General features: G+C 53.9%; 19 protein-coding genes and 1 CRISPR repeat array. Of the genes, 5 read left to right on the forward strand and 14 right to left on the reverse strand.

From position 1 onward, the window contains the following. Window positions 1–27: 27 nt before the first annotated feature. The 5 genes from MPAL_RS07900 to MPAL_RS07920 all read left to right on the forward strand — a co-directional run bounded on the left by MPAL_RS07900 (window position 28) and on the right by MPAL_RS07920 (window position 5,482). A complete protein-coding gene (locus MPAL_RS07900) occupies window positions 28–1,062 on the forward strand; it encodes a FecCD family ABC transporter permease (protein ID WP_012618225.1) in 1,035 nt (344 codons plus the stop codon). After that, complete coding sequence (locus MPAL_RS07905; RefSeq protein ID WP_012618226.1) at window positions 1,059–1,916, forward strand: ABC transporter ATP-binding protein; 858 nt, start codon at window positions 1,059–1,061, stop codon at window positions 1,914–1,916. Before MPAL_RS07900 ends, MPAL_RS07905 begins: the two co-directional genes overlap by 4 nt. Then, window positions 1,913–2,566 carry a class I SAM-dependent methyltransferase gene (locus MPAL_RS07910; RefSeq protein ID WP_012618227.1) on the forward strand — a complete coding sequence of 218 codons (654 nt, stop codon included), beginning with the start codon at window positions 1,913–1,915 and terminating at the stop codon, window positions 2,564–2,566. The genes MPAL_RS07905 and MPAL_RS07910 overlap by 4 nt, the downstream gene beginning before the upstream one ends. 82 nt (window positions 2,567–2,648) lie before the next feature. Beyond that, window positions 2,649–4,355 (forward strand): radical SAM protein, encoded by a 1,707-nt coding sequence (locus MPAL_RS07915; RefSeq protein ID WP_174255661.1) that lies wholly within the window; start codon window positions 2,649–2,651, stop codon window positions 4,353–4,355. A gap of 17 nt (window positions 4,356–4,372) precedes the next feature. After that, complete coding sequence (locus MPAL_RS07920) at window positions 4,373–5,482, forward strand: ABC transporter substrate-binding protein (protein ID WP_012618229.1); 1,110 nt, start codon at window positions 4,373–4,375, stop codon at window positions 5,480–5,482. A 710-nt stretch (window positions 5,483–6,192) separates the two neighbouring features. Next, window positions 6,193–12,385: a CRISPR direct-repeat array (repeat unit 29 nt; unit sequence CGGTTCATCCCCACGCTTGTGGGGAACTC). A gap of 167 nt (window positions 12,386–12,552) precedes the next feature. Here MPAL_RS07920 and cas2e read toward each other — a convergent pair. The 14 genes from cas2e to MPAL_RS07975 all read right to left on the reverse strand — a co-directional run bounded on the left by cas2e (window position 12,553) and on the right by MPAL_RS07975 (window position 24,746). Further along, window positions 12,553–12,849, reverse strand: coding sequence for a type I-E CRISPR-associated endoribonuclease Cas2e (cas2e, locus tag MPAL_RS07925; protein ID WP_012618232.1), 297 nt, complete (start codon window positions 12,847–12,849; stop codon window positions 12,553–12,555). Beyond that, on the reverse strand, window positions 12,830–13,741 hold the full coding sequence (gene cas1e / locus MPAL_RS07930; protein ID WP_012618233.1) for a type I-E CRISPR-associated endonuclease Cas1e: 912 nt from the start codon (window positions 13,739–13,741) through the stop codon (window positions 12,830–12,832). Before cas1e ends, cas2e begins: the two co-directional genes overlap by 20 nt. Window positions 13,742–13,753: 12 nt before the next feature. Further along, window positions 13,754–14,431: a type I-E CRISPR-associated protein Cas6/Cse3/CasE gene (gene cas6e / locus MPAL_RS07935; protein ID WP_012618234.1), complete on the reverse strand. Its 678-nt coding sequence runs from the start codon at window positions 14,429–14,431 to the stop codon at window positions 13,754–13,756. After that, window positions 14,406–15,179: a type I-E CRISPR-associated protein Cas5/CasD gene (gene cas5e / locus MPAL_RS07940; protein WP_012618235.1), complete on the reverse strand. Its 774-nt coding sequence runs from the start codon at window positions 15,177–15,179 to the stop codon at window positions 14,406–14,408. Before cas5e ends, cas6e begins: the two co-directional genes overlap by 26 nt. Beyond that, window positions 15,172–16,278, reverse strand: coding sequence for a type I-E CRISPR-associated protein Cas7/Cse4/CasC (gene cas7e, locus MPAL_RS07945; protein WP_012618236.1), 1,107 nt, complete (start codon window positions 16,276–16,278; stop codon window positions 15,172–15,174). Before cas7e ends, cas5e begins: the two co-directional genes overlap by 8 nt. A 21-nt stretch (window positions 16,279–16,299) precedes the next feature. Continuing rightward, entirely contained in the window at window positions 16,300–16,815 is a 516-nt protein-coding gene (casB, locus tag MPAL_RS07950) for a type I-E CRISPR-associated protein Cse2/CasB (RefSeq protein ID WP_148208191.1), read from the reverse strand. A 17-nt stretch (window positions 16,816–16,832) separates the two neighbouring features. Continuing rightward, entirely contained in the window at window positions 16,833–18,437 is a 1,605-nt protein-coding gene (gene casA / locus MPAL_RS07955) for a type I-E CRISPR-associated protein Cse1/CasA (protein ID WP_012618238.1), read from the reverse strand. A gap of 137 nt (window positions 18,438–18,574) precedes the next feature. Next, window positions 18,575–21,313, reverse strand: a complete 2,739-nt coding sequence (locus MPAL_RS07960; protein WP_012618239.1) for a CRISPR-associated helicase/endonuclease Cas3 — start codon at window positions 21,311–21,313, stop codon at window positions 18,575–18,577. 287 nt (window positions 21,314–21,600) lie between these two features. Next, window positions 21,601–22,494, reverse strand: coding sequence for a restriction endonuclease (locus MPAL_RS07965; protein WP_012618240.1), 894 nt, complete (start codon window positions 22,492–22,494; stop codon window positions 21,601–21,603). 318 nt (window positions 22,495–22,812) lie between these two features. Further along, on the reverse strand, window positions 22,813–23,007 hold the full coding sequence (locus tag MPAL_RS07970) for a hypothetical protein (RefSeq protein ID WP_048145276.1): 195 nt from the start codon (window positions 23,005–23,007) through the stop codon (window positions 22,813–22,815). Between the two features lie 360 nt (window positions 23,008–23,367). Then, window positions 23,368–23,517, reverse strand: a complete 150-nt coding sequence (locus MPAL_RS16295; RefSeq protein ID WP_012618241.1) for a hypothetical protein — start codon at window positions 23,515–23,517, stop codon at window positions 23,368–23,370. A gap of 245 nt (window positions 23,518–23,762) precedes the next feature. Then, window positions 23,763–23,897, reverse strand: coding sequence for a hypothetical protein (locus tag MPAL_RS17220; protein ID WP_012618242.1), 135 nt, complete (start codon window positions 23,895–23,897; stop codon window positions 23,763–23,765). 310 nt (window positions 23,898–24,207) lie between these two features. Then, entirely contained in the window at window positions 24,208–24,426 is a 219-nt protein-coding gene (locus tag MPAL_RS15835) for a hypothetical protein (protein ID WP_148208192.1), read from the reverse strand. A gap of 17 nt (window positions 24,427–24,443) precedes the next feature. Further along, window positions 24,444–24,746, reverse strand: a complete 303-nt coding sequence (locus MPAL_RS07975; RefSeq protein WP_012618244.1) for a hypothetical protein — start codon at window positions 24,744–24,746, stop codon at window positions 24,444–24,446. Window positions 24,747–24,809: the final 63 nt, after the last annotated feature.

Here is a 24,809-nt window from a genome sequence, read left to right on the forward strand (position 1 = left end):
TCCTGCGGGACGGCAGGATTTCTCAGGATGATCCTCACGCCATCTGTGGGGACGGTGCTGGTCTACTGTCTCCTGCCGGTGCTCTTCTTCGCCTCGCTCTTTATCGGGCAGTACCCGGTCTCACCCCTGCATGTGCTCCAGCTGCTGGCCGCACCCCTGGTCGACCTGATACCTGGACACCTCATCCATTTCGAACCGATCTGGACGGCCGCTGAAGAGAGTGTCATCTATCAGGTCAGGCTCCCCCGGGTCATTGCCGCGGTGATCGTGGGTGCCGGGCTCTCGGTGGCCGGCGCTGCCTACCAGGGACTCTTCAAGAACCCGCTGGTCTCGCCGGACATCCTCGGTGTCTCTTCGGGGGCGGGGTTCGGAGCGGCCCTAGCCATCCTCCTGTCATGGAACCTGGCGATGGTCCAGTTGTCAGCCTTCTGCTTTGGAGTCCTGGCCGTGACCGTCACCTACCTGCTCAGCCGGATCTACCGGACGACACCGACCCTGATCCTCGTCCTCTCCGGTATCATTGTTGCGGCCTTCTTCTCTGCTCTGATCTCGCTCACCAAGTACGTCGCCGACCCGTACGAGAAGTTGCCGGCGATCACCTTCTGGCTGATGGGCAGTCTCTCGTCGGTCCGGTACTCGGATATCGTGATGGTGATTCCTCCCTTCCTTATCGCCACGGGTATCCTGCTCCTCATCCGCTGGCGGATCAATCTCCTTGCCGTGGGCGATGACGAGGCCCGGACGCTGGGGATCGACACCAGACGGATGGCACAGGTGATCATCCTCTGTTCGACGCTGATCACCGCATCGGCAGTCTGTATCGCCGGTATCATCGGCTGGGTCGGCCTGGTGGTCCCGCACCTCGGGCGGATGCTGGTCGGCCCGGATTATACCAAACTCTTGCCGGTCTGTCTGCTCTTAGGGGCCTGTTATATGCTCATCATCGACGATCTCGCCCGGATGCTCACGAATGCGGAGATCCCGCTGGGGATCCTGACCGCCATCATCGGGGCGCCGTTCTTTGCCTACCTGCTCAGCCGGAAGTCGGTGGGATGGATATGATCCTCGATGTTCAGGAGGCCGGCTTCCGGTACGACCAGCGGCGGAAGATCTTTTCGGATATCTCATTCAGCCTTGCAGAGCAGGAGGTGCTCTGTATCCTCGGCCCGAACGGGATCGGAAAGTCGACCCTGATCCGCTGCCTGGCGAACCTCAACCCGCTCTGTGACGGGTCGATCCGGCTGCATGACCGGGATATCAGATCACTGAACCGCCGGGATGTGGCAAAGATTATCGGATACGTCCCCCAGGCCCACGAGATCGTCTTCCCCTTTCAGGTCCGGGACTTCGTCCTGATGGGCAGGGCGCCTCACCTCGATCTCTTCTCGTCCCCGGACAGAGAGGACCATGCGAAAACCGATGCAGCGATGGACCTCGTCGGCATCACCCGGATCGCCGACAAACCGGTGAACGAGATCAGCGGTGGAGAGTATCAACTGGCCATGATCGCCCGGGCCCTGGCCCAGGAGCCGGAGGTCCTGCTGCTGGACGAACCGACCTCGCACCTCGACTTCGGCAACCAGATCCGGGTCCTAGAGATCATCGACCGGCTCGCCCGCGACGGGTTATCGGTGATCATGAGTTCCCATTTCCCGGACCATGCGTTCCTGTCTTCCAACAACGTGGCGATCATGCAGGACGGGACGTTCATGGCCTACGGGCCGGCTGAAGCGGTGGTCACCGAAGAGAACCTGAGGCGGGCGTACGGGGTGGATGTCTCGATCATCTACAATCACGATGTCGCTCGCCAGGTCTGCGTGCCCCATATGTCCGGACAGTGCCGGTGCAGAGATACGCAGCATCCGGAGTCCATGAACGCGTTCAAACCTGTCTCAAAGAATGAGGTGAAATCATGAATCAGAAACAAGCATGCCCCAATTCCCTGACCAATGAGAGAAAGGCCCGGGAGTTCAACGAGGTGGCGAAGCAGGTCTTCGCCCCCATCTATCCGGTGATTGCCGAACAGATCCTGGCAAAAACAAAAATAATGTCCGGCCAGGGCCTGGACATCGGCAGCGGGCCGGGACATCTCGCGCTCGCCGTCGCAGCCCGGTCGGATCTCACCATGTATGCCATGGACTGCTCCCCGATCATGAAAGCGATCGCCCAGGAAAATATCGACGAACAGAACCGTTCAAAGACAGTGAAACCCGTTCTGGGCGATGTTCACACGATCCCGTTCGATGACGGGACCTTCGACCTCGTCGTCAGCCGCGGCTCCTGGTTCTTCTGGGAGGATCCCCTCGTTGCATTCCGGGAGATCCTGAGGGTCATGAAGGACGACGGGTGGGCGTATATCGGTGGCGGTTTTGGGAATAATTCCCTGAAACACGAGATCATTGAGACGATGAAGGTCCGGGATCCCGACTGGGAGCGAGGGTTCCGGAACCGGCAGGGGACCAGAAACCGGAAGAATGTCGACGGGATTCTGAACACCGCTGCCGGGGCCGGCCATTATGGATTCATCGATGACGAATCCGGGCTCTGGATCTGGATGCGGCGCTGACGTATCGGATGTGATCGCTATGCGCTGTGAAATTTGTGAACATACCTGTGAGATTCCGGAGGGAAAGGCTGGCAGATGCAGGATGTATATCACGAGTGACGGTACGATCACCGAACGGTTCGCCGGGTCGTATCTGGTGAGGTACCCGATCAGCATCGAGACGATGCCCCTCCTTCACTTCTATCCCCGGGGAAAATTTCTCCAGGTGAGCACCATCAGGTGTAACTTTTCCTGCACCGGCTGTGTCTCCGAGGTATTGACCCGGGCGACGAAGAAATTCGGGCCGGCGCTGACGAAACTGACCCCCGACGAGATCGTCGACCGGGCAGAAGCAGAGCACTGTCTGGGCATCATGTTCTGTCTGAACGAACCCGCCGTCTCCTTCGGGACATTTCTCGACCTGGCCGAGACCGCCCACAGCCGGGGGCTGCTGGTCGGGTGTTCCACCAACGGCTACTTCACGGAGAGCGCCCTCCGCCGGCTTCTCCCCTTCATCGATGCCGTGAACATCGAGTTGAACGGACGGAGCGATGAGGAGGACCAGGCGTGCGGGGCCGAGCATGCAGAACCGGTATTCCGGAATATCAGGACGCTGTTTATGAATGGGGTCCATGTCGAGGTCGCGGTGATGCATATGAACGGCAATGAGGAGGAGGTGCTCGCTGCCTGTCAGGAGATCGCCGGGATCTCTCCGGCCATTCCCATCCAGGTCATGCGGTTCATCCCGCTGGGATCCGCCGATCTCTCCCTCGAACCTTCTATCCACCAATCCGAACGGTTCTGCGATACGATCAGGAACTATTCATCGTTCGTGTACCTGTTCAACTCTCCCGGGAGTCCGTACCTCAACACCCTCTGTCCCCATTGTGGAGAACCGGTGATCACCCGGGAGATGCTGGGGCCGATGGGGGCACGAATCATCGGTCTTCAACCGCTGGGGGTGTGCGCCTGCGGGTATCACCTGCCCGTGACCGGCTCGATTGCATCGGGTTCGTTTCTGGAAGAGGGGATGATGGGGGGCTACCGCCCGACCCGGGCATTCGAGATCATCCAGGCGATCCTGACCTGCCTGGATGTCACCGATGATACGGCCTGCGCCCGGGTCTGGCTCGATTTCATGCAGAGCAACTACATCAACGAGCTTCACAAGAAGATCCAGACGATCGATTCCTATTACGAGATCGTGACCTATCTGGCCGGACTGACCGGACGGGAGGCGAAGGGAGCCGAACTCATCGAACATATGCAGGCGAGGGCGGGGTTCATCCAGGATCACGTATCCGCCCTGCCCAAGCCCCGGGTGTATTACATGATGGGCACCCCGTTCTTTGCGCTCAACGAGGGACGGTTTGAGACCCGTCTGGTCGAGGCCGCCGGCGGGTTCTCGGTGAACCGGGACCTGCCGAGGATGGGAAAGCCCGGAATTACCGTGACGCCGGCTGACCTTGAGAGGATGGACCCGGATATCATCGTCATATCCGGGCTCTTCTCCAGTCCGCCGGAGGAGGTGATGGCCTTCTGCAGGGAGCACGGGGTGTGTACCCGGGCTGCTGACGCCGGAAAGATCGTCAGTATGCCCCCATCCTGGGATTTCGGGAATCCACGCTGGATCCTGGGGCTCATGGTGCTTGCAAATGCCCTTCACCCGGAGGTGTTCCAGTTCGATCTGGACGCCGAAGCGGACACTTTTTATCGAAAATTCTATGGCATGCCGTTTGTGGATGCACAACCCAACCGGTCGTTCTTCAGACCGGATCCCGGCGCAGCCGGCCCCAATGAACTGATCTAAAAACCTGGAGTATTCGTATGAAAAAGAATTACCAGATAATCCTGATTATCGCAGCGGTCCTCGTCATCGCAGGAATCGCTGCTGTTGTAATGAGCGGTGCCGCCTCGGCGAATACACCGTCATCGGTATCACATGGAAACAGTACAAAGACCATCTCCGATATGCTGGGCCGGACGCTGGTTGTCCCCCAGACGATCACTCGAGTGCTCAGCACGGAACCGCCGACCACGATCCTCACCTATGTGCTGGCACCGGACAAACTGATCGGGGTCAACTTCGATCTGAACCAGATCAACGGTTCCGTCTACCTGCCTGAAAAATATCGTTCCCTCCCCAATGTCGGCGGCTGGTACGGCAAAACGACCGGGAATTATGAGACGTTCATATCAATGAACCCCGAGGTCATTCTCTATGGCGGTATGAACGAGGGAAACTTTTCAGGCACGCTGGATGAGCGCCAGCAGAAGTTCGGCGTAATACCGGTTGCCGGGGTGCTGGATTCCATGAATGCCACAGATTACAATCCATCGATCCGCTTCCTTGGCACACTGCTTGGCGCTGATCAGCAGGCAGCATCGCTCTCCGAGTTCTATAACCGGGTGCTCTCAAATGTCACCTCACGGGTTTCAGGTATTCCAAAGAATGAGCGTGTCGGGGTTTATTACGCAGAAGGCCCCAAGGGACTCCAGACCGATCCCTCGGGTTCTACGCATGCGGATCTGATCGAGCTGGCCGGCGGGGTCAATGTGGCTGATTGTCAGATCACACCAGGGAATGGTATGACAGCGGTCTCGATGGAGCAGGTGACGAAGTGGAACCCAGATGTGATCATCGTGGGCGACCCGGACTTTTACAGCACGGTCTATAACGACACCCTCTGGCAGTCGATTCCAGCGGTGAAGAACCACCGGGTCTATCTCGTTCCGCAGTCACCATTCACCTGGTTCGACCGGCCACCGGGCGTCAACCGGATCCTCGGTATCCCGTGGACGGCGAAGATCCTGTACCCCGAGAAGTTCACCGATACGAACATGCCGGCGCTCACCCGGGAGTTCTATTCGAAGTTCTACCACTACAACCTGACGGATGACGAGGTGAACAGTCTGCTGGATCCTCTGCTCCGGTAACGGTCTGCACTGAATGATGGGGAGTTTTCCCCATACTTTTTTTTAGGTTTTTTTTCCCTTGTCACATCACCCGCGGATCGCATCCGGTTCCCCGGGCGGGCCACGGTGATTTCGAGGAGAAGGACGACGGTGTGAAGGGGCCGGCTTCGTCGTGATCCCGTTCGGGCGCCGGCGGGGGTTCGGGTGGTGGTGTGTTTTTTGTGGCGAGCGGGACGGTGCTTGGTTATGGCATAAATCAGGAGTATATACGTGGTTTTCCGAATTGAAGGAATGATTTATTGCGGGATTATATCCCCACAAATGTGGGGAACAAAATAATAATATCAAAACATTCGAATGGTATATCGGTTCATCCCTTCACTTGTGAGGAACCCATAATAAATTTTTATGTTCAGAAACATCAATCGGTTCATCCCCACGCTTGTGGGGAACTCTGACATTCTTTTTCACTCCTTGTATACTAATACGGTTCATCCCCACGCTTGTGGGGAACAGGATACTAATATCAAAACATTCGAATGGTGTATCGGTTTATCCCCACAAGCGTGGGGAACTCTTAGGATTTGGTGATCACATCGGTTCGCTAATGGTTCACCCCCCCTCATATGTGAGGTAATATTAGTTAATCAATTCATCTTCTATACTTTACTCAGTTCATTCCCAGATGTGTGGAACTTGCCATCCATGAGTATCACAATGACCCGGAATCTTAGTTCATCCTCACGCTTGTGGGGAACTCTTCCGCCAATCTGCAGACACCGACGGGTTGAACGGTTCATCCCCACGCTTGTGGGGAACTCATCATACTGTGCCGTTCGTCGAGGCGCAGCTCCGGTTCATCCCCACGCTTGTGGGGAACTCCTCCCTCCAGATCCTCGTATCCTGAGCGTACTCGGTTCATCCCCACGCTTGTGGGGAACTCCACATAAATCTGGTGGAGCGGATGCAATTAAACGGTTCATCCCCACGCTTGTGGGGAACTCTCATCCTGGGTGAGGAGGAACTATGAGCACTCCGGTTCATCCCCACGCTTGTGGGGAACTCTTCGCGATCTCCCGTTGTGCAAACGCCCGAGCCGGTTCATCCCCACGCTTGTGGGGAACTCTACAGCGTCCATCTGATTAATGATGCAGTTTTCGGTTCATCCCCACGCTTGTGGGGAACTCCTCCGAACTCCTCACTGAGCGCAGCCGTGATCCGGTTCATCCCCACGCTTGTGGGGAACTCCTGAGTGTTTCACACATCTCGCGGTTCGACCTCGGTTCATCCCCACGCTTGTGGGGAACTCGAACCCCCTTCTGATTGCTTTGGGGAGGATATAGGTTCATCCCCACGCTTGTGGGGAACTCGATTTGAGCATTTCGATAAACTGTTCTGCGATCGGTTCATCCCCACGCTTGTGGGGAACTCAATTGTCGATGTTCGCGTTGATCGTCAAGAAGCGGTTCATCCCCACGCTTGTGGGGAACTCTGTCTGGTATTTCACTGACCTCGAGCCTGGGACGGTTCATCCCCACGCTTGTGGGGAACTCGTGGTGTGATTGGAGGGTTCCTCTGTGTGCTCCGGTTCATCCCCACGCTTGTGGGGAACTCAAATGGATCGATTGGGGCGCTCCCTCATAGACCGGTTCATCCCCACGCTTGTGGGGAACTCCTCTTGTGGCTGATGCCTGTAGAGAAGTAAATCGGTTCATCCCCACGCTTGTGGGGAACTCAAACAATTCAAAGTGAATCATTACCAGAACTGCGGTTCATCCCCACGCTTGTGGGGAACTCTATCTGATAGGTTTCTGTATCGATCAAGTACCCGGTTCATCCCCACGCTTGTGGGGAACTCCGTATTTGTGTTAAATACCGAAATATACCCGTCGGTTCATCCCCACGCTTGTGGGGAACTCATCATGGCTCTGGGATTTTGGAGATGGAAATACGGTTCATCCCCACGCTTGTGGGGAACTCGCATTGTATTGGGAAATTCACTCCAAATGGAACGGTTCATCCCCACGCTTGTGGGGAACTCATCTGCTCAATCAAGCCCTTCGTCAGCGGAGACGGTTCATCCCCACGCTTGTGGGGAACTCTGCGAAGTACACCGCTGCCAAGGCTGACGGCACGGTTCATCCCCACGCTTGTGGGGAACTCGGGCTCTCGTTCGGGCAGAAGGATCAGAAAGCCGGTTCATCCCCACGCTTGTGGGGAACTCCCGGTCGGGGTCGGTGCGAGGTTCTCAACGATCGGTTCATCCCCACGCTTGTGGGGAACTCTCGGCGGAGTTGGCCCCGACCAGGGCGAGGTTCGGTTCATCCCCACGCTTGTGGGGAACTCAGACCCTTCTGATGGTCTTGAGCCATCCGTTTCGGTTCATCCCCACGCTTGTGGGGAACTCCCATCCCGGTATTTCGTCGGCTTCCCGACCAACGGTTCATCCCCACGCTTGTGGGGAACTCCGAAAAAGTATAAAATGTTCTACCCATTGTATCGGTTCATCCCCACGCTTGTGGGGAACTCTCTGACCGATCCGGAGAGGAATGCTGAATGATCGGTTCATCCCCACGCTTGTGGGGAACTCGGCGTCACTGTCAAAGGGGCGAACCCGATCGCCGGTTCATCCCCACGCTTGTGGGGAACTCGATTTTTTTAACTGTGTTGTAATCTGACGACACGGTTCATCCCCACGCTTGTGGGGAACTCCCAATCCAAACATGGATCGGCTGCTCCTGTGACGGTTCATCCCCACGCTTGTGGGGAACTCCTGAAGACGATGCTCGCGGGGCTGATTGGGCTCGGTTCATCCCCACGCTTGTGGGGAACTCGAGATTGTCGGTTGGGATCGCACCGGTGCCGGCGGTTCATCCCCACGCTTGTGGGGAACTCTGATGCTCGGTCTCGTCGATTGCAGTCGTCGACGGTTCATCCCCACGCTTGTGGGGAACTCATGGACTTTGGAAACGAGCATCGGCGTAATCTCGGTTCATCCCCACGCTTGTGGGGAACTCTGCGCGACCGCTCGGAAAAATTAGGGAGCGGGCGGTTCATCCCCACGCTTGTGGGGAACTCCCGGACTGCCGGAAGCCCTCTACGACCACTGCCGGTTCATCCCCACGCTTGTGGGGAACTCCAACAGAACCTCGCAGAGTTCGGAACGGCAACCGGTTCATCCCCACGCTTGTGGGGAACTCGGGGATCACCAACGTCAGGGAGGCTCTGCTGACGGTTCATCCCCACGCTTGTGGGGAACTCTGCCGGCCGGGGTGCCGCAGTTGTGCCGGCTGTGGTTCATCCCCACGCTTGTGGGGAACTCGAAATTTGAGCAGGGATTCATGGTTTCGCTCCCGGTTCATCCCCACGCTTGTGGGGAACTCATAAGTTCATAGTAACGCTTTGTATTTAGTGCCGGTTCATCCCCACGCTTGTGGGGAACTCGCGTAGTCAATGACGAACCCGCCGCCCCGGATCGGTTCATCCCCACGCTTGTGGGGAACTCGATAATGTCCCGGGTATCCTGTGTGGTTGACTCGGTTCATCCCCACGCTTGTGGGGAACTCGCCATCACTAAATGTATGCCGGTGAGTTTTTTCGGTTCATCCCCACGCTTGTGGGGAACTCGGACAAAAAAACCGACACCTCGATCACGGATCCGGTTCATCCCCACGCTTGTGGGGAACTCCCGTCGTTCCGGGTCCGTCACGACACCTCCGACGGTTCATCCCCACGCTTGTGGGGAACTCGCGCCCAGTTCGTCGTCGACTGTGTTGACCACCGGTTCATCCCCACGCTTGTGGGGAACTCCTTCATGCCCGCATTTCGAACACCTGGTCATACGGTTCATCCCCACGCTTGTGGGGAACTCGTGGTTGGGAGTATGTACGCTCCGCCAGAGATCGGTTCATCCCCACGCTTGTGGGGAACTCCCAGTTGTACGCATCGGCTGTGATGTAGTTGTCGGTTCATCCCCACGCTTGTGGGGAACTCTCGTCGATATCATCGTCGCGCATTCTGTCTACCGGTTCATCCCCACGCTTGTGGGGAACTCCAGTCCGTTGTGATATATCCTCTCAGATCCAACGGTTCATCCCCACGCTTGTGGGGAACTCTCCGGTTCCGACCATCCTGAGACCGGAGGGTTCGGTTCATCCCCACGCTTGTGGGGAACTCAAAAGCACAACAAGCCAAAAGAACAGGTTATCCGGTTCATCCCCACGCTTGTGGGGAACTCTACTAGCATCCTCGAAAAATTCCGCAGCGATTCGGTTCATCCCCACGCTTGTGGGGAACTCGCCAGAAACAACCGTTTCGTTTACAGTAGATCCGGTTCATCCCCACGCTTGTGGGGAACTCTTTCACGCAACATAGATATACTATTAAAACTACGGTTCATCCCCACGCTTGTGGGGAACTCTTTATCATCTAAAATTTCTGCTTCAAGAGGAATCGGTTCATCCCCACGCTTGTGGGGAACTCATACAGAACCAGAAGAAACTGGTCGATGGGAACGGTTCATCCCCACGCTTGTGGGGAACTCGATAGATGAAGCAATTGAAACTACAATCTCATAGGTTCATCCCCACGCTTGTGGGGAACTCTCTAATGGTGGGGTTGATTAATTTATATGTTCCGGTTCATCCCCACGCTTGTGGGGAACTCATCAATATCAACGCTGTCTAATAGTTCGGCAACGGTTCATCCCCACGCTTGTGGGGAACTCATATTAATGATCCAAAATTTAATAGTGTTTATCGGTTCATCCCCACGCTTGTGGGGAACTCTCACTAAGGAAATTAATTACATATTTGTTTTCCGGTTCATCCCCACGCTTGTGGGGAACTCGTCAATATCAACGCTGTCTAATAGTTCGACAACGGTTCATCCCCACGCTTGTGGGGAACTCATCATATTATGGTAGAGAATATATTATAGATCCGGTTCATCCCCACGCTTGTGGGGAACTCTAAATCCCCATTGTTCAAGTTCATCTTCCCAATCGGTTCATCCCCACGCTTGTGGGGAACTCTTTTTTGGATATTGAAGTCGATGATGCAGAATCGGTTCATCCCCACGCTTGTGGGGAACTCATTATAAGATTTTGTATTGGGAATAAAAATTTCGGTTCATCCCCACGCTTGTGGGGAACTCATGATCGGCGTCGAAATCGGAATGGCGCGCTGCGGTTCATCCCCACGCTTGTGGGGAACTCCTCTATTCGCGCAAAAACCATCTTCCCCGGGTGCGGTTCATCCCCACGCTTGTGGGGAACTCTCCAGTGTCATTCAGGATAAATGACCTAATGTCGGTTCATCCCCACGCTTGTGGGGAACTCTACTCATCCCTCAGATCCCTGATTAGTCTCCCCGGTTCATCCCCACGCTTGTGGGGAACTCAATATCTGAAATGTATAAATCTGGTATCCATTCGGTTCATCCCCACGCTTGTGGGGAACTCGTTAGGTTGTTCTGTAGTTTTTCTACAAGATCCGGTTCATCCCCACGCTTGTGGGGAACTCTATATTATGAAGGGTCGGTGATGTATTGTGATCGGTTCATCCCCACGCTTGTGGGGAACTCTCCGAACTCGCCGGCGGGGACATCGTAGAAAACGGTTCATCCCCACGCTTGTGGGGAACTCATTGGAGCCCATTCCCCACACCAATGAGTCTCCGGTTCATCCCCACGCTTGTGGGGAACTCTCGGTGAACCGGAGATCGGAAAAATCCGCATTCGGTTCATCCCCACGCTTGTGGGGAACTCCTAACGCGGTTGCATCCCCCGAGATGCATCTCCGGTTCATCCCCACGCTTGTGGGGAACTCGTTCTCCGCAGAGGAGATGGATCGATTAAGAGCGGTTCATCCCCACGCTTGTGGGGAACTCCAGACTGCGCCACCCGTCGGGCAGGACTGGACCGGTTCATCCCCACGCTTGTGGGGAACTCCGCCGAGCCTACAACAACCCTCGATCGCCGCTCGGTTCATCCCCACGCTTGTGGGGAACTCGTTATCTGCAATGAATCGGAACAGATCGACACAGGTTCATCCCCACGCTTGTGGGGAACTCTTGATCCCGCTTCTCCAGAGCAGCCAGGTCCTCGGTTCATCCCCACGCTTGTGGGGAACTCATCTTTCGCTTGGCCTTGATCTCCTTATCACCTGGTTCATCCCCACGCTTGTGGGGAACTCGGGCCCGGGTAAAACACGATGTTGAGTTTAATCGGTTCATCCCCACGCTTGTGGGGAACTCAGTCTCCGATTATCAGGTTCAGGTCCCTGTGACGGTTCATCCCCACGCTTGTGGGGAACTCGTTAAAACTGCATTTTGGTACAATAATGATGCCGGTTCATCCCCACGCTTGTGGGGAACTCCTTTGGTGTTGAGAGGATCACTGTGGGTCCTACGGTTCATCCCCACGCTTGTGGGGAACTCGACAGTTAACCTCCGCAGAACTAACTCGGATCCGGTTCATCCCCACGCTTGTGGGGAACTCGAGTTCTTTGTTCTCATCCCAAACCAGCAGTTCGGTTCATCCCCACGCTTGTGGGGAACTCCCTTTCAGTTGGGAACAGTTCAACGTCTACTCCGGTTCATCCCCACGCTTGTGGGGAACTCAGCAAAGGGTTCCCCATTCACGGAGGCAGCACCGGTTCATCCCCACGCTTGTGGGGAACTCACTTGCTGCTTTACTCCCGGCCCGGTCGAAGACGGTTCATCCCCACGCTTGTGGGGAACTCCAGGTATCGGACTGTGTTGCACATTCGAGGGCCGGTTCATCCCCACGCTTGTGGGGAACTCGTGTAGATCTCGATCTTCGCGTCGGCGGATTCCGGTTCATCCCCACGCTTGTGGGGAACTCCGTGTAAATCGCGCCAACTGCTGCGAGTATCGCGGTTCATCCCCACGCTTGTGGGGAACTCTCTTCTCATTATATACTGAAAAGGGGAAACTCAGTTCCTTCCTACCGGTGCCGGCTGCGATCGACTGCCAATAGAATTTGAGATACCATGGTTCTTTGTCATGATCAGGTTCTGATCAGATCTCATCTGATCATATTCTATCAGGATATGCATCCAGATAAACCTCCTCATTCATCTCTATCTACGGCCTGTGCCAAAAACGAGACCAGTTTCAATCCGTCGCACTCGATGGGTATGCGCCGGTTCGGCCCGACGGTGACAAAGTCGAACCCCGACTCATTGTTCGTGCTCCAGGCCATTACAGCATTTCCATCATCGACACCTTCGTAAACCTGATCCCAGATCATATCCCTCACCTTCACTGAGAAGTCCCCGACGTAGACTCCGGTGTGCACCTCCAGCAGCCACACCGCGAGTCTCCCCCGCAACCGCGGGGGGACATTCTCAACCACGATGACCAGCATCGCCCAACCCCTTCTCCACTGGGATCGCAGGTTTCAATGTATCGGCAGGGGCCTGTGGAACCGGGAGCCCGCCGGCAGCCAGCACCGTCTCGATGGCAGGGATGATCTTCCTCAAGATTCGTGTCTCCCGGAACATATCCCTGCACCCGAGCCTGACCATACGTTCAGGATCAGTTGGGTTCTTCGCTGCAACCCTAAACGCTACCGGGACCACAGTCTCAAATTTGAAAAGATCGGCGATATCGTATACAAACGACTGCGGCTTTCCAGAGTGAATAAACCCAATAGCCGGCGCGTAACCCGCAGCCAGGATCGCCGCCTCGCAGATCCCATATAGACATGCGGTGGCAGAACTCAGGCACCGGTTCGAGAGATCACCGCTCTCCCATTCGGTGTGATCATATCCCCGCCCTTTCCAGGTAATCCCGTTCTGATTTCCGATCTGCACGTACATCTCCCTGACCCGTGCCCCCTCCATACCCCGGAGTTGTTCAATACTGTAATGGGAGGGGACAGGGCCCTGAAACCGGATCTCATACATCTTCTGTACAACTTTGAGGCGTGCCTCCGGGTCGAGTGCGAGTTTTGCTTGGTACAACAACCGGTCAGACCTGGCACCGCCGGGCTGTCCTGCCGCATAGAGCCTGACCCCGGCCTCACCAACCCAGATCAGCAGGCATCCGACCCTGGCTGCCAGCACCACGGCAGCATGGGAGACCCTGGTCCCAGGTTCGAGCATCAGGCATGCAACTGAACCGATCGGGATCTGGGTGCGGACACCGTTTTTATCGACCAGGACAAATGCACCATCGAGAACATCCAGTTCTCCTCGCTCCAGGAAGAGCATCGACATTCGTTCTTTGATGGTAATGGGTTTGAGAGGGGGGAGCATATCGATCCCCTCTTACGCAGGCCGAACCATCATCAATCCGCACCCGAACCCCTTGGCCGGACCGATACCGTTGAACAGCGCAGTGGTGAACCGTTCGGGATCAGTCACCGTCAATAGTCCCGTGAAGTCGAGGGTGCTGATCTGTACCATCTGCTTTTTCTTCGGCTTGACAAATCGGTGCTGAGTATATCCGTCCACTCTGACTGCCCCATCCTGCAGGGAAAAACCTTTTGCATTCCCCTGGTTCGCCAGCCAGACCAGGCCGGCTTCCTGAATGATCTGGTCTTCAGCAGGCCACTGATCTCCAGGTTTAGAATCCTTTAACGCGGTCTTCATATCCATCACAACGTCGTGTCGGTGTTGTTTTCCCAGATCGTCCCGTCGTGACCGGATCGGATTCGCCCTGAGCACGAACGACAGGTGCATCCCCTGGCGCAGAATTGGAGCATATGGCTTGGACTTGATATTCCAGGTTTCATTCCGATCAGATGGCACCCGTTCTGACACCGTCCAGAAGACCGGCATCCCCTGGTGTACCTCCTGTCTGAAGAGAAAATCCCGTTCACGTTCAGGCCCGTCTGAAAAGAGATCCCAGATCAGTGAATGTGCCTGGTATGCACCACCGACATGCTCCCAGAACGCAGGATGATCTGAAGCATCCGCATTAAGTTGGATTTTGCTTATCTGCATGCTGCTCACCTCCTGTAACAATACGTATCATCGCATACTCTTCATCTCTCCTTCCAAACTGCCATCGTCTTCTGTTCAGGCTTTCGTCATTTCGGACGGAAGTACCTTCTGCCTGTATCCCCTCAGTGCAGTCCCAGTATGCTCGGACGTTTGAATCCCGGTTCCCCGGTACTCGTCCCAAAAATCGCAGTTCAATTTCCCGTTCTTCAGAGAGGGCCGTGAGGAGATCCGGAGCAGTCTTCACCTCCGGATTGACCGGCAGCGCAAGGGGACACGACTTTCTTCCAAGGTAGAGGGTGAAGACTGGATGCTGGAGATGCTCGGCCAGGGTCTTGAGGGAGTAGGGTGGTGCGGTATCCCGGCACCAAATATACACTCGGTAAACAGCATCACACCGGTAGTCCCGGGTGGAGAGGATTGTATTCAATACCTCTCGCGGTGCTGCCAGTTCATCCTTTCTGGTCAGATATTGCCTTCCCTTCTTGGCAGCAGATGGAACCTGGGTGGTATGATAATCCCGAAGGAGCATTCCCGGAGCGTCCACGCGGATTGCAACCTTGTAAGCTCTGGTCAGAGCAGCCAATCGTTCCTCCTCATCGCGTCTGATCCCAAGAGCCGCAGCCAGAAGCCCCAGCACTGCCGACCGGGTCGGGTGATCCGCGGTCGGTCGATACTCTCCGACTGCGATATCTCCCCATGAGGCCATCATCCCATAAAGGGAGAAGGTCAGGTACTCAGGTTCAGGCATGGGTACCAGCCACAAAGTCGAGGATCTCTGCGAGGGTCCCCTCACCGGTATGGAGATTCATCTCGGCAGATCCCTCACTGCAGGGTCCATAGGCGTTGTCCATCCTACTTTTTGTCACCTGCAGGGACTCAATTGCTGCTCCAAGAAGATCCTTCTCCTCTCTCTTTGGAGAGAGAAACGCGACCGAGAGGGAGCGAGGCTGCTGTGATCCCTTCTCTGCAAGAAGGTATGAAGCATAGGCTCGTGATCCGAATGAGTTCTGCTTCCCCGAGGGGGAGACCGTGGTCGCGGCCGTTATAAGGGATCTGAGTGCCAGGCTGGTCAGTTTCGGATCATCCATGAGATTCTCCCGAAGCAGGTCGGTATTGATACAAATATACAGGTAGAAGAGACCTGCTCCAAATTCGAGATCTCCGATATGTCCAGCCCCGACATCCTCTTCACCACGATTCAGATCGTCCACTGCTGTGAAGTAATCATCCTCGACGGCGACAGGATGGACGGTTATAGCATGGGCGACCTGGACCGCAGCTTCGGTATTATAGGCCGGCGAAGAGGCAAGCATCCGCCCGAACATTGCAATATCAGCAGCTGTATGTCTTTTTTTAAGGAGATCCATCTCGTTCGCAGCAGGCTCTTTCCCCTTCTCAGCGACGATTTTAATAAAGTTTTCAATCTGTAGAATTTCCTCTGGACTGAAATGGGCCAGTTGTTCAATCTCCAGACTGTCATCTCCCTTCTTCATTTTACCAAAGACGCCTGCAATTATATGGGCATATTTCACCGCTTCTTTCTCCTGGATTGGGGTGAACACAGCTGACTGATCCTTCTCGCCTGCAATCAGAGACCTGAGTGGGATTCCGGTCTGGAACGACTCGGCGATCAATTTTCCCATCTCTTTCGTTCGAATTCCCTGATGACCGGCCAGTTCAGTAGAAAAGACCTCAGACTCGCGCCATGCTCGCTTCAGACTCTGTGAAGAGATCCGTAGCCGCTGCTGACCACCCATCACCGCAGTCTTTGGTCTTCCGAGGTCGTCACGGTTCAGGTTCGACGGCGGGTACGATACAAGCATATGTAATTGAACAAATTCTGTCATATTCATCACTCCATAATGTTTTCAGTCTTCATTCGGGGCCTTCTCATAATACTCAAAAGCCCAGTTCTTCTTCGTCATTTCATTCCACCAGTAGACTCCATTGGCCAGGGTGTCAATATCAGCAGCGCCACCGAGCAGCCGTACTGCCCGTATCATCGCCTGATACAGATCATCGGGATGCTCGACCTGCAGCAGCCGGCGAAACCGGAGACCACTCATAGCAGCATGGTCTCCATCCTTCTTCGGTGTCGCCAGTTGCTGAGCAAATGTGATGGTACTCTTCGTTCGGGTGTTCTCTTTCAGATGGGAGAGCACCCCGGCGACAAGGGCAAGTCGATCCGGATCGACATGACCGATACGCTCCAGACTCAGCCGCAACCGATGATAGGTCGGCATGAATGCCACTTCAGTAGTGGAATGGCACCGTCTCAGCATCGCCCGGTCTCCCCGTGCCTCGTCCAGCCCTTCCCACCAGGTGGAGAGCGCCGCCTTCACCTTCGGATCTTTAAAATCTAGGTAACTCTGTGTGTTTGTCATAATTCTCGAATCTCCATTCATACGCCAGCATCAGGGATATCCGCCTCATCCGGTTTTGCCTCAATAGGAAGGTCGAGCGTTTCGCGGACCTTTTTATTGAATCTTGAAGTAAACCGTTGGAGATCCCGCCAGGCCAGGGCAACCCTCTTGGGATCGGTCTGATCAATCAGATCAGCCTGGGAATAGTCATCGAAGAGCCGCTTCCCTTCATCTCTGAGAGACTTCAGCCAGTTCAACTTCAATGTAGTTCTATCGCCCCCATCCTTCAGCAGGGTGGCGAGTTCATCGAGCGTTTTATGAAATGCCGGCTCGGTGTCCTGCCAGAACCGGGCATCGATGAACGAGAGATCCCCGGTAGCATCCTCTGGCCGGGAGAAGAGTGCCTTTTTGATGGACGTCCGGACACTGAATCCGATCAGGCCGGCAGTTCTGACCAGGCGTGCGATCTCTTCTTCATACCCGGGCAAGAGTCCCTCGTCGATATGATGGAGCGGCATCTTCCCTTCGTACCAGCAGCGTGCTTTCATGTTATCCATGTCATATCCGAAGGCCCAGAGGTGTGGTTGAAACCCATTGAGTCCCAGCTGACGCTGTTCCCGGAAGAGTGAGACCACTGCGGCCGGCTGGCTGTTGTTCTGTGAATCGTTCTGGACCAGTCCCAGCCAGTTCCGATAGGTGACTCCACCGGGCTGGGCATGCTTGGCCAGCAGTTCTCCCTTGGGGTTGGTCGAATATGGAGAGAGCACATGGCACCATCCACCCTTGTAATTGACACCGCTATCCTTCGCAGAAAACGTACTGACCTGTCTTTCGGTGGTTTTTCCACAGAGATCACATTCACCGGGTTCTGGTTTTCCATCGAGGTCGAGTCGGATCCTCCGCGGCATTCCCCAGAACATCTGGGCAGGATTCACATCCTGGGGTGTCGTGATCTCATTGTTGTTGCTGGTCCTGGTCTCCCCCATCCAGGGAAAGATATCGGCTGCACTGGTCAGGGCACTGTTGCCGTAACGTTCCAGTTCCTGAGGTGAGATCACATTCAGCCAGACAGTCTCCCAGAGTGTTCTTCCGGTGACAAGAGTGGTCAGGGGTCCTCCCCCCCGCAATGAGGTCCGATGCCCCCTTCCTCCAGATGGGGCATTGGTCTGCAAGGTGAAGAGTGCCATTGCGGCACAGGTCATACAGAGGTGATCGATCCCTCCTCGTTTAAGGAAATGATCGGTGTTTTTCTTGACGGTCTGCTCTCCCGGCCTTTCGATCAGCAGTTTATCGATCGCGAGTGCTTCCCCCTTCGCAAGGGTCAGATCCTGCATGAACCGTGGCCCGTCCCCGTCAAGGTTGAACGCCTCTATATGTGTACTGAACGACGCTTTCAGATCTGCAGGTTCAGGAGGTCTCCGGAACATCCGCTTCCATGTCACGGGATTCGTTGGAGGGAGCTCTGTCTGGACGATACCGATCAGAAACTGGACCAATGCGCCATTGAAATCCGGCCGCGGTGCATCCAGTTCGACGATAGGATTCTCCTGATAGTCGCTAGTCAGTTCCCAGGGGGCGATCGTTGATCGCTCTCCATCTTTTCGGATCACTGGAATCCATGCCTGTTCGATCAGGTTTAACATCAGTGACCGCCTCCACCGGGAGGATCTCTCCCGGAGATAGGATCAGGAGGTGTAATTGACCGTCCGATCAAAAATATATGATACAACATTCAAATAACCACATAACCTTATGAGATTTCTAAAGATTATAAAACTTTCTAATTTTTCATCATGAAACCCAAAACAGGATCATAGATCACCGTAACATTCTCGTCCGCATCGTTTCTGGCAGGCCCTTCCCATGTACCAGCACTGGTACAACTGAGTGGAACGAGAATCAACCATTTACCAAGACCCGGAATCTGGTCTTCTAATCGTTTCACCGCCGCACCGAGTTCACCTTCAAACACTGCTGCGCTGGCAACCTTCTTCTCTGCAATATGGACCTGACTCAGGTCCCATGCGTTCTGGTTGGAGGAATACCATGGCGTCAGCGTGGTGCCGTCCCATCTGGCCAGTACGAGGGTGCTGGTGAGCTGACCGAGTCGGGTGGAGACGTGGGCCTCCTCCACCCACTGCGTGGGGGTTCTCCGGTATCCATCGGACACTTCAAGGGTATTCAGGCGTGCGATTGAAATGTCTCCCCGCTTTTTTCCGTCCACCAGGACCTCGCGCGGTAGGAGTGACAATGGAATCCTGATCTGTGCACCATCTCCAAATACCCCTTCGATGAGATCTCTGGCCCCATCAGGCATCACAATCTTTCCCTTTGTATCGAGCAGTTGAGCCGTCAGCCAGAGCTGCCCATGGTTGGGGTAGACATATCCACCCTTTGGAAAGACCCGCTTATACCAGTCAGGATCTGGTGTACGGGTCAGAGGGGGAGCCAGCACTACCATTACGGCCTCCCCCCGATCTCCTCGCGGATGACGGTGAAGCCTGCCGGCCCGCTGAATGATCAGGTCCATTGGAGCGAGATCGGTTATCATCAGATCGAAGTCGAGATCAAGTGACTGTTCCACCACCTGGGTGGCGACCAGGACCATCCCCCGTCTGATTGGATCCAGACTCTCTTTTCCAAAAGTGTCCAGTACCTTTTTCTCGATATCCAGACGATCACCCAGGGCAAACCTGGCATGAAAGAGCAGCACCTGTCTGCTCTCCAGCCTCGTGTTGAGTTCATTGAAGGCGTTGATCGCATCGTCGATGGTGTTTCTGACCCAGCAGACACATCGGCCATCACCAGCAGCTCTGACGATCTGTTCTAGGACATCAGCAGAATCATCGACCATCTGCACCCTGACCGTTCGAACCCTGGCAGCAGATGAATCGATTGGAGTCTCCGTTACATCCTGGGCCGTAGCCATGGTGATCAGGGGATACGTCTCATCGGTCAGAGTTTTTGCTCTCCGTCCGAGTCCTGCACAGAAGGCACTGGTCAGATCCTGTCTCTGTGCCATGGTCAGGGTTGCTGATAGGAGGATCGCGCTGCCTCCAAATGCTGCTTGAAACTTGAGCAATCCGCAGAGGACTGTGTGCATGTACGGATCATACGCATGTACCTCATCGACGATCAGAATATTTCGGGCCAATCCGAGCAGCCGCAGAGACTGGTGACGAAATGGAAGTACAGCCATTAATGCCTGGTCGATGGTTCCGACACCCACCTGAGCGAGCAGCGCTTTCTTTCGGTTCTGGGCAAGCCAGATTGTACAGGTAGCAGATGCAGTCTCCTCTCCGGGCTTGTACTGTTCATGGCTCCACTGTCCTGGTGGCAGCACCGATTTTTTAAAGAGATCTGATAGATCTCTCGCACTGGTGGCCAGTACAACAGATGCCCGCTGATCGCCCGTATACATCCGCTGGTAGGTCTGTGCAATTCTGCCATACAGGGAATCCGCAGTCGCCATGGTGGGCAGACCCATAAAGATCCCCTCTCCGCATCCATAGTTCATCAGTCGGTGAGCGAGGACCAGAGCTGCTTCAGTCTTTCCACCCCCGGTCGTCTCTTCGATGATAGTGAGGCGTGGTTCCGGGGTAAGTGAACAGGATGAGAGGTACGTCTGAATGGGGGAAGGACTGGTAATTTTGGGAGGCAGATCTGGTGGAAAGAGGCCGGCCATCCCACAGTTCGATGAGACCGTGGCCGGCAGCACCCCGGCATCCCTAACAGCATCCTCTGCACCCTTCTGGGCGAAATTCTTCCAGTACACAGCCAGGTCCATGGCTTCTGTCTGGAATGGAAAGAATGTCCGGTTCGATCCAAGCCAGTCACTCAAAGTCACCAGGCCGGCGAGGAGCCATGATGCGGTGGAGAACTGTTCGAACCAGCCCTCAGAATATTCGATTGGCGGATAGGAGCCGGAGCCCAAAAGAAGCGTGGCAGCCTGAACAGCAAAGTCCCGGGCTGCAGCCCGGTCTCCGTCCAGAAACAGGGAATCCACGCTCACAGTTTCGTCATGCTGGGGGGGTTCTCCATGATGACCGCTGACCGCTCGGAACAGGGGAGCAAAGATTTCAAACCATTCATCTTCAGCGTAGGGAAGATCATGATCCATCCAGAACCAGTTTTTCTTCCATGCCAGATCCCGGATATCCTGTTCAAAGAGATAGAGAGCCATTGAGTCATGGCGTATGGGGTAGCGTCGTGAGCCTCTATTCCCCTGCAGCAGTTCCATCAGATCGGGCTTCAGGTTCTGGAAGCGGTCTGAAAATTTCCCGAGATCGTGGAGTGCGAGGAGAAATGGAATGAGGTGAAGGACCTGATCGTCGTTGAATCCGGTCAGGGCTGTGAACCTGTGCATCAGCAAAGGATCTTGTTCTAATAATTTCTGTCCCACCGCTGCAACATCGAGGCAGTGGTACACGAGAAGGTGATAACCGGCCCCCTTCTCTGGTTCACCCTCCCTCTGTGCCTTTCCCCAGTAGGAATAATAATTGTCAGATCCGGTCTTCATCGCACGCCTTCATAACAGGACTGAGAACGGCGGGACATGAAGGTCTTTCGATCTGGATCGCTGCAACTAGGATGATCCATTTAAATTGGAAAAATGAGATCTGTTGAAACCATTCAGACTTTTAGCGCATATTGCTGATATCGATAAAAAGGACAATATTTTACAGATCTGACTGAGGGAGATAATAAAACCAAAATATGAAAACCATTAAGGTATGTTGCTATTTCCAGTTCACCACGTTTTTTCTCCCAGATGAACATAGAGAAAGATAAAGTTGAAAGAATTGACTATTCCTCTATAAAATAATCAGAGTCAATTCGTTTAATTATGTACGTGTTAAGATCTGTTACGCCAACACCATAATCTATCATGAATTGGGACAACTGGATGCCATCAATCAGAATCACCTTTTTTTCTATCGATTTAACATATTCTATTGACGTCTTGGTAAATTGAGAAGTTGTAATAAAAATTCCTTTGCGTGCTTTTTTACCCTCAAGACTACCCACAAATCCTTGAATCTCCTGGCGACCAACAGGATTCTTCCATCTCTTTGCTTGGATGTAAATTACATCCAAACCCAGTTTATCTTCCTTAATGATTCCATCAACACCTTCGTCATTACTTCGACCAATAGCTTCTCCTGCATCCTTTCTTGACCCCCCATAGCCCATTGCTAATAAAAGATCGATAACCATCTTTTCAAAAAAAACGGGAGAACTAGCGAATACTTGTTCTAAGAGATCATTAGCCAGTTGATCCCTAATTATCTGATAACTTTTTTCGAGTAATTCATATGGGGTTAATTCTATTTTTGGATCTCCTTCTTCAGGTCCTGAAGATATCCTCCCTTTATTGAATATTACAAAACCAGGAAATTTGGACAGAAAATCGTTATCAATCTGGATTGGATGTTGATTCAAGACCTCCAATCCATTTTGGGTGATTTTCATGATGCCACTAGTGGAGTTATCAACCAACCCTGCATTTTTAAGAGATGAATTTGCCCAACTCACTCGTTTGTTAAAAAGGGTATTTTGAGACTGGAGTGATCTTTCTTCAAGAGTAAGTCCAAAATGATCTGCTAACAGGTTGCGTATATCTCTAATTTTATGTTCCTGAGTATCACCAAGTGTTTCTAATAACGGAAGCATAAGCGATTGATAATCAGGAATTGCCATAATAGAGAAGAATATGAGTTAGGCGATATAAAATTTTCCGTTATTCTTGTTTTTTTGGTTTTTTCCGTTGTAAAAATATAATTATTGATCTGATGAAACCCATTATAATATTTGTCAATTTTGCTTTGTAATGTAAAATAAAAGTTAAAGGGGATAAACTGAGGGTTTCATCAAAGCCAAAAAATGCTATGAATGGACAACACCTGACATCCAACAACTGTCGTCGGCATTTGTTGTCTGAGGCCGAGCCTCTCAAGAATAAAATAATGGAAACCTCCCTGTGAAGAGGATGACACCAGCCTCGTCGAGCCGGCTCTTCTAGAACTGCAGGTTCCTTTCCACCCGGATAGAGAAAAAAAACTGTTCAAGGTAGTGCACCACCCGATCACGACAGCGCCCGGGATCCGAGAAGAGTCCCCCGGCAAGGGCCGGCGCCACCTTCTTGATGAGAGATGCTTCCGGAGCTGCGGCCGGCTCCAGGTTGTTTACAGCAGGGTGGTTATTTTGCAGCACGGTTACAGCAGATTTACAGCAGGTGCTGTAATCAATCGGGCCAGCCTCCTCATCCGGTTCGACGAATAGGGCGCCATATTCAATTTCGGGATCTCATTTACAGCAGATCGGAAATAACGTATACCCGGACCAACTGGATCTTCTCCAGATAAGGAGTCGCATATACTTTCTAGATCTGCTGTAATGAGAGGTACACTCTTATGTGTACTGAGTAGTATGGAATTGCTGTTACAATCAGAAACCGGATTCGCGGCCGACTCATTGACAGCAGGTGTTGTAAGATTGCTGTAAAACTGCTGTAAATGCAGCAATTAACATGAGTCATCATCGCAGCCATCGGGTTAAGTCAGGCCAGTCTCTCTACCCAGCCGGCACCGACCGCCCGAGGCCGAGAAGATCCAAAAAAACATCGGTAACGTCCCGGCGGAGAGGATGACGCCGGCCCTGCACCGCGAACTGCATGATCAGGTCCCACAGCCGGCCGATGCCATCCAATGCGGTGGCGAGCATGGCGAACTACTCGAAGAGAAGGGTATCAACCCTTGTTTGGATTCATAAATGTAGGAGTGCTCATTGTCTAAAGTACCTTCAATTATTCAATATTCGCATAATGTCTTGATCTCTCTATCTTCCTATCTCGCTCCATTTCAAAATTTGAGCGATTTATCGTGGAGAAATAGATACAATGTTAGACAATGTTAGACAATCACTTTATAATTATCGAAATCATTTCACAACTTTCGTTTATTCCAATGTCACCGAGTTGTCGCCTGGGCGAGGGGCAGCGCCGGCGTGGCGATCGGCTGCGGCTGGACATTTTCAGCAACTGCTGAAAACGTGCTGAAAATGCTGAAAGTCACCGGCACCCGGATCAGGGCTGGTGCCATCATCAAGCCGGAGCCGGACCAGACCGCCTTTCGTCCAGGATGAATAAATCTCCCGGTTCAACATGAACGCCATCATCCACCGGCGAACCGATCCCCATCATCAATCTGTCCGGTTCACGGACCCGTCCCCCTCACAGGTCCACCGACACGATCATCACCATCAACCGGTCCGTTCCCCAAATCCCCCGAACCCCGCCGACCAATCTGGTTCAACCCCTGCCGGGCTGGAGTCAGCCGTATCAGCAGTTGTCAGCAGCCTGTACGCAGTTTTTGCTGCTGACTATCGGAGGGGAATGCCGGCCGGATTCCCGAATCAGGGAATTTTTACTGGTATTAAAATTTTGTCAGCAGTTTTTTCCAGAACACACACACCTGCACCAGCACTCCCCACCGGTGAGGATGCAGGGTGCATGCTCTTCATATCTGCTGCGTACAACGATACTTCTCTCTGTACACAGAATGATACATCATCCGTTTCCGCAGACAGGGCCGGTTTATCGTTTTCTATGGTCGCAGCACATGCTGCGTACATGCTGCTGACGCTGCTGACTAAGCGACCATTGACCCGGGCTCGTCACCCCGGCCAGATAGACCACCACAACGATCGCCGGCTCTTCTGAAATTCAGGATCGTCTCCACCGGGATCGGGCCGGGGAGCGTGTACCCAAGCGGCCCGATCTGCTTCACTAAAATCTTCTGCACGAACCCCTCCCGGCTCAGGACCCTGAAGGTCTCCCCCTGTGATCGTATGCCCTGGAGGAGAGAAGACCACCGCCCCTCGTCGATTCCGATGACCGTCGGTACGCCGTCGATGGTTTTGAACTGCACGACCGGGTACTGGTGGATAAACACGCCGGCCCCCCCTGAATAAAAATAAAACCTTCACGCCTTCTTCTCATTCAACGGTCGACGGCA

It is taken from the genome of Methanosphaerula palustris E1-9c (assembly GCF_000021965.1).
Classification (GTDB): Archaea; Halobacteriota; Methanomicrobia; order Methanomicrobiales; family Methanospirillaceae; genus Methanosphaerula; species Methanosphaerula palustris.